We start from the raw sequence: 5,068 nt of genomic DNA on the forward strand, positions 1-5,068 counted from the left end.
CTCAATCAATTACTGACCTATAGTGTTCTGGAAGTTTGTAGTTGTGTTTACAATTTATTGTCATTTCTTATAGCATGTCGGATTGATTTGAAAAAAATTAAAGTATATAAAAGAAGTGTTAGCCCACTAAAAATAAAAATACTGAAGGTAGTATGAAATCATGGACACGATTTAGTATAATTCCATAATAGGAAGGATTGTGTTTTTATGACCAAGAAAAAGTACTCAGTAGATTTTAGAAAAATGATTGTCAAGCTGTACCAGGATGGCGCCCCGGTAGCTGATCTTACAGACGAATATGGTGTATCAAATGTAACTATTTACAAATGGATTAATCTATATAAAGAAGACAAAGGAAGTGGAATTTCCAAATCAGATGTTTTAGCGTTGCAAAAACGTTTGAAACAGCTAGAAAGTGAGAATGACATCTTAAAAAAAGCCTTAACCATATTCGCCAAAAAGTAAACCCAGATGACTGGCAGACAGCCGTTGATATTAATTTGAAGCACCATAGTATCAAAGAAACCTGTAAAGTACTCTCAGTTCCACGCTCAACTTACTATGAACATCAGCAGAATCATGTATCGCCACAAGCCAAGCGTCGTAAGACACTTAGCCAGTCGATTAAACGCATTTACTTTAATTCTAGACGTATCTACGGGGCACCTAAAATTCTAAAAGCGTTACAAAAAGAAGGTAAGACTGCCAGTATTAAGCTAGTTCAACGATTAATGCGCCAAATGGGGTTAAAATCAATCACGCGCAAGAAGTGGCATTATCAACAAACTAATGATATTGATGCGACTGATTATTCAAATATACTCGCGCAAGATTTTCGTACAACCAGTCCAAATCAAAAGTGGTGTGCAGACATAACTTATATTCACACCAAAGCCAATGGCTGGTGTTATTTATCAAGCATTCAGGATTTATATTCACGTAAAATCATTGCCCATAAAATCAGCCGTCATATGACTGCTGATCTTGTGATCAGCACTTTTCAACAAGCCTTTGAAACTAGAAAGACGACTAATAACTTAATTGTGCATACCGATCTGGGTAGCCAGTACCGCAGTGCTGGCTTTGAACAGATCTTAGCGCAACACCATATTCGCCATTCTTATAGCAAGCGTGGCTGTCCCTATGACAATTCATGTTTGGAATCATTTCACGCCAGTTTGAAAAAAGAAGAGGTTTACCAACACCATTATCAGGATTTTGAAGAAGCAAATGCTGCAATATTCAGCTACATTGAGAGCTTTTATAACAGTGCTCGAATTCACAGTAGCATTGATTATTTAACTCCAAATGAAAAGGAAAAATTAGTCGCTTAAATTATACATAAAATGTGTCCAGATTCTTGACCTAAATCCATACTTCCACCCGACTCGGTATTTTGAAATAAAAAAGAAAAGATCAAAATACCGAGTGGCATAATGGATGTGTTTGCAGTTGTTAATGTAGCTATCACACGGCCTAAGAGTCTGTTGGTACAGTTTTCTGCAAGCGAACCTGTACTATTATATTTAAAACTGCCAAACTGAAAGAAACTAATCCCATTATCAAGCTACCAAATAGTGAGACAAAGAGAGCATTACTAGTAGATAAGAACAGTAATCCAAGTAAAATAAATTGTATATCGAGTATAAAAAAGGGAATAAACATTTTGAAAGCAAATCGTTTTTTATTAGTGTTCGGCAAAAAATTCATTAGCAGGCTACCTAGTAGCATACCGATTGCACTACCTGTTTCAAGCATTCCTATAGGAGTATTTCCGCCATGCAATTGATTCTTTATAATGAACGGAGGACCTATGCTAAGCGCCGTATAAAAGAAATTCAGCATAACGCTAATTATAATAATATACTTAATCAGTGCACGTTTATTTATATATGACAATCCCATTTTAAAAGTCTTTAAGGGTGAGTTACTACCATGTTCATTATAATCTTTGATTGTAAGTCTTGTTTTCTGATAGTGAAATTTCATCGTTAACATGATTAAAAATGATAATATAGACGCGGAGATTTCTATTAATATGAATCCCTTAAATCCTAAAGCGCTATACAAGCCAATTCCTAATGTTGGAGACAGAATAGATGAAATTGAAGTTGCTGTTTGGGTTAAGGAGCTTAGCTTCTGTATTCTATTTGTGTTTACAAGTTCGTGAATAGAAGCGCTATAGCAGACATCGTAAAAATTTACAGATATGGAATCGATGATTAAAAATAGAAGCACTGGAATTAGCTTGTATGCTCCTGGAAATCTATTTATGGTAAAGGCAAATACTAACAAAGCACACATTCTTAAAGACATACTATAGATTAAAATTTTTTTGTGGTTGACCATATCAACAATATTTCCAATAGGAACAAGAAATAATAGACCAATTATTGGAGAAATTAACATATTCATTCCAAAGCTTAATGCTGACCTTGTTTGGTCAAGTAGCATTAAACCTAAACCAAAAGAAAACATCTTACCGCTTAAAGAGCTGATAAAATTACTAAGAAAATCCTTGCTGATTTGAATGTTTGATTCTCTATTGGTGATGATATTGTTGTTCTTATCACTTATAATTTTCAAATCTGGCCATTCAATCTTTCAATATCCTAATACGAGGATTATTACACTGAGTTGATTAAAACGATTTACAATTAATTGTTCTTATCATAAGAATTGGTTTGGCAAACCTCGCAATTAGGATCCTTAGAAACTATTTCCCAGTCAATTTTTAATGTGTCTAGGTCAAGAAAACCCTTACGATTCAACATTAAAGGGGAGCCAATTCCTGTTATGACTCTGACGCCATCCCATGCCTGAATATTAGCAATTATACTTGATAAAAAGACAACAGCTCCAGAGCTTTTTCGAGTATTCAGAAGAATGTCAAAGTGATGATCTTTTAAATCATTCTTGTATTTTCGTTCAAAACAATTCCAACAAGCTCCTTGGAAGGGGATAATGGTCGGACCAATCAGACCTATATGGCCAGTATATCCTCCACCTATGATATGAGGCTTGTTAAGCTTCATGCATAAGCTTGATACCCATCTAGAAGTAGTGTTAATATCAGGAAAATCTGCACAGTTAATTACTAAATCAGTCTGTATTATTTCGGATTTTAACATTAATAGATTTTTTCTCTTCACGATGCATCTTCACAATGCTGGCTTTAAAATCATCTTGATATCGTTTCATTGGAATGCTCCTATCTTGTTTTATTAATTATGGCACAACTGTTCAGAAATTTATGTACCAAATACTAGGATAGGAGCACATAAGCGTGTCCAGATTCTTGACTTAAATCCACATATTACTCATAATTATTTTCTTTAGAACATTCTGTTTATTTAATGAATAGGACATATTCCTAATATATGGAGCTTATATCCTATAAGTATTGTAAAATGGTACCTCACTTGAATTATTCGGTATTTTCCTTAAAACGTCGTTTTTCAGATGATGATAGATGATCTGCAACGTAGTTATCAATTAAAAATTGAATTACTTCATAATTATATTCCATTTTCACATAACGTTTTAGTTCCTCTATTTCCACTTTAGTTTTTGGGGATACTTTTAAGGTTTTTCGCTGATTTGTGGCTGGAATATACTGAGATGTTTCATCTGACGTCTCATCGGCTTTTACATCGTTTTTCTCTTTAAATTTTGTTTTTTGTGGTATCTCTCTTGACTCTGAAAATGGTTTCGCTGGTGTGAAATTTCCCTTTTTCCGTAAAGCTTCTAATTTATTAATAGACATATGTTAACCCCCTTAATCATTTTCTGATTCATAAATTCTTTGGATAAGCTCCTCAGTAACACTTTTGTACTTTTCCATGACCTTCTTGTCAAATCTATCTCTATCTGTAATACCTGTAATATCAAATCTTTTAATTCTTTCCATATGTGGAATAACTGTTTTGAATATTAGATCCCAACCGAATGCACTCTTAGCAGCATCTAGCATCGCTTTGTCTACAGAACCATTTTTGTTTTGCAGAACTGGTAATATCCCCAATATGTCAATGTCTAACATGTAAGCATCCTTATATTTTAAAAGATCACTTATATAGTTTTCCGCTCCAGTTAATGAACGCTCCTGAGTTTGAAAAGAGATGAGTGTGTAATCTGAAGCCACTACTGCATTTTCTGTGACTTCTTTGCTCATGGGGGGCACATCCAAAAGAATAACATCAAATGTATCTTTTAAAGGCTCAATTAGTGGCCTTAAAATTAATGCCTCATCATAGGTTGTATTAGCATGTTGATAGACGTATTTGGGAAAGTCTTGAAAGTCTGTAAATGAGGGTAATAAATAAAGGTTACTCAAAATTTTTACGGGTAAATCACGAAAATTTTTACTTGCAACTCCATACATAATTGTTTTATCTACTGTGTTTATATTGTCAGGATCGTTGGCTGATTTAGTTAATAAAAGTGCTTTTGTAGCATTGGTTTGAGGATCTAAATCTACTACTAGAGTACTTACACCCAATTTTGATAACTGGTAAGCAATTAAAATACTATTTGACGTTTTTCCAGCTCCTCCCTTATAGTTACCAACGGTTATAACTAACCCCTTTTTCCTGTTCAATAAATTATTTAGAAATATGTCTTTCAATTCAATTACCTCCGATGTCCCCTTTTCTTGATAATACGTGTTATCAAGAAAAAGTCAAAAAAAAAAGAGACATGTCTCTTTGGAGAAAAAGAGAAAAGGGGACATGTCTCTTTAGAGAAAAAGAAGAAAAAGAGAAAAAGAGAAGTTACAACAAGCATAAAGCTTTTATTCTTAGGAATTTGGGCATGTCTTTTTTTTAGAAAAGGGGACATGTCTCTTTGGAGAAAAAGGTAAAAGGGGACATGTCTCTTTGGAGAAAAAGGTAAAAGGGGAAAAGGGGACATTTATCAAAATGGAGCTTGACGCCTCTATATAAACGGATTAGCCTATAAGTATAATTAAAAAATTAGATAATTCATGTCATATAAAATTGAATATAAAAAAACACCCACCGACGGCAATCGGTGAGCGCCACATAAAAGTCATCGTTGTTTAATGACT

6 protein-coding genes are annotated in these 5,068 nt (G+C 33.9%); 2 read left to right on the plus strand and 4 right to left on the minus strand.

Annotated elements, in window-relative coordinates:
• The first annotated feature begins 207 nt into the window (after positions 1 to 207).
• Entirely contained in the window at positions 208 to 465 is a 258-nt protein-coding gene (locus tag JCM11969_RS15855) for a transposase (protein WP_017866964.1), read from the plus strand.
• The gene (locus JCM11969_RS15860; protein ID WP_105782191.1) at positions 450 to 1,334 is read left to right on the plus strand and encodes an IS3 family transposase; all 885 of its coding nucleotides are present in this window, start codon (positions 450 to 452) and stop codon (positions 1,332 to 1,334) included. The genes JCM11969_RS15855 and JCM11969_RS15860 overlap by 16 nt, the downstream gene beginning before the upstream one ends.
• Before the next feature lie 142 nt (positions 1,335 to 1,476).
• Here JCM11969_RS15860 and JCM11969_RS15865 read toward each other — a convergent pair whose 3' ends face one another.
• From JCM11969_RS15865 to JCM11969_RS15880, 4 genes are all read right to left on the minus strand, one after another.
• The gene (locus JCM11969_RS15865) at positions 1,477 to 2,586 is read right to left on the minus strand and encodes an MFS transporter (protein ID WP_082409437.1); all 1,110 of its coding nucleotides are present in this window, start codon (positions 2,584 to 2,586) and stop codon (positions 1,477 to 1,479) included.
• Between the two features lie 71 nt (positions 2,587 to 2,657).
• Entirely contained in the window at positions 2,658 to 3,131 is a 474-nt protein-coding gene (locus tag JCM11969_RS15870) for a ThiF family adenylyltransferase (RefSeq protein ID WP_031263960.1), read from the minus strand.
• 296 nt (positions 3,132 to 3,427) lie between these two features.
• Complete coding sequence (locus JCM11969_RS15875) at positions 3,428 to 3,766, minus strand: hypothetical protein (protein WP_054712772.1); 339 nt, start codon at positions 3,764 to 3,766, stop codon at positions 3,428 to 3,430.
• A gap of 12 nt (positions 3,767 to 3,778) precedes the next feature.
• Positions 3,779 to 4,627 (minus strand): ParA family protein, encoded by an 849-nt coding sequence (locus tag JCM11969_RS15880; RefSeq protein WP_225353345.1) that lies wholly within the window; start codon positions 4,625 to 4,627, stop codon positions 3,779 to 3,781.
• Between the last annotated feature and the right edge of the window lie 441 nt (positions 4,628 to 5,068).

The sequence above is a fragment of the Secundilactobacillus paracollinoides DSM 15502 = JCM 11969 genome (assembly GCF_001311135.1).
Taxonomy (GTDB): Bacteria; Bacillota; Bacilli; order Lactobacillales; family Lactobacillaceae; genus Secundilactobacillus; species Secundilactobacillus paracollinoides.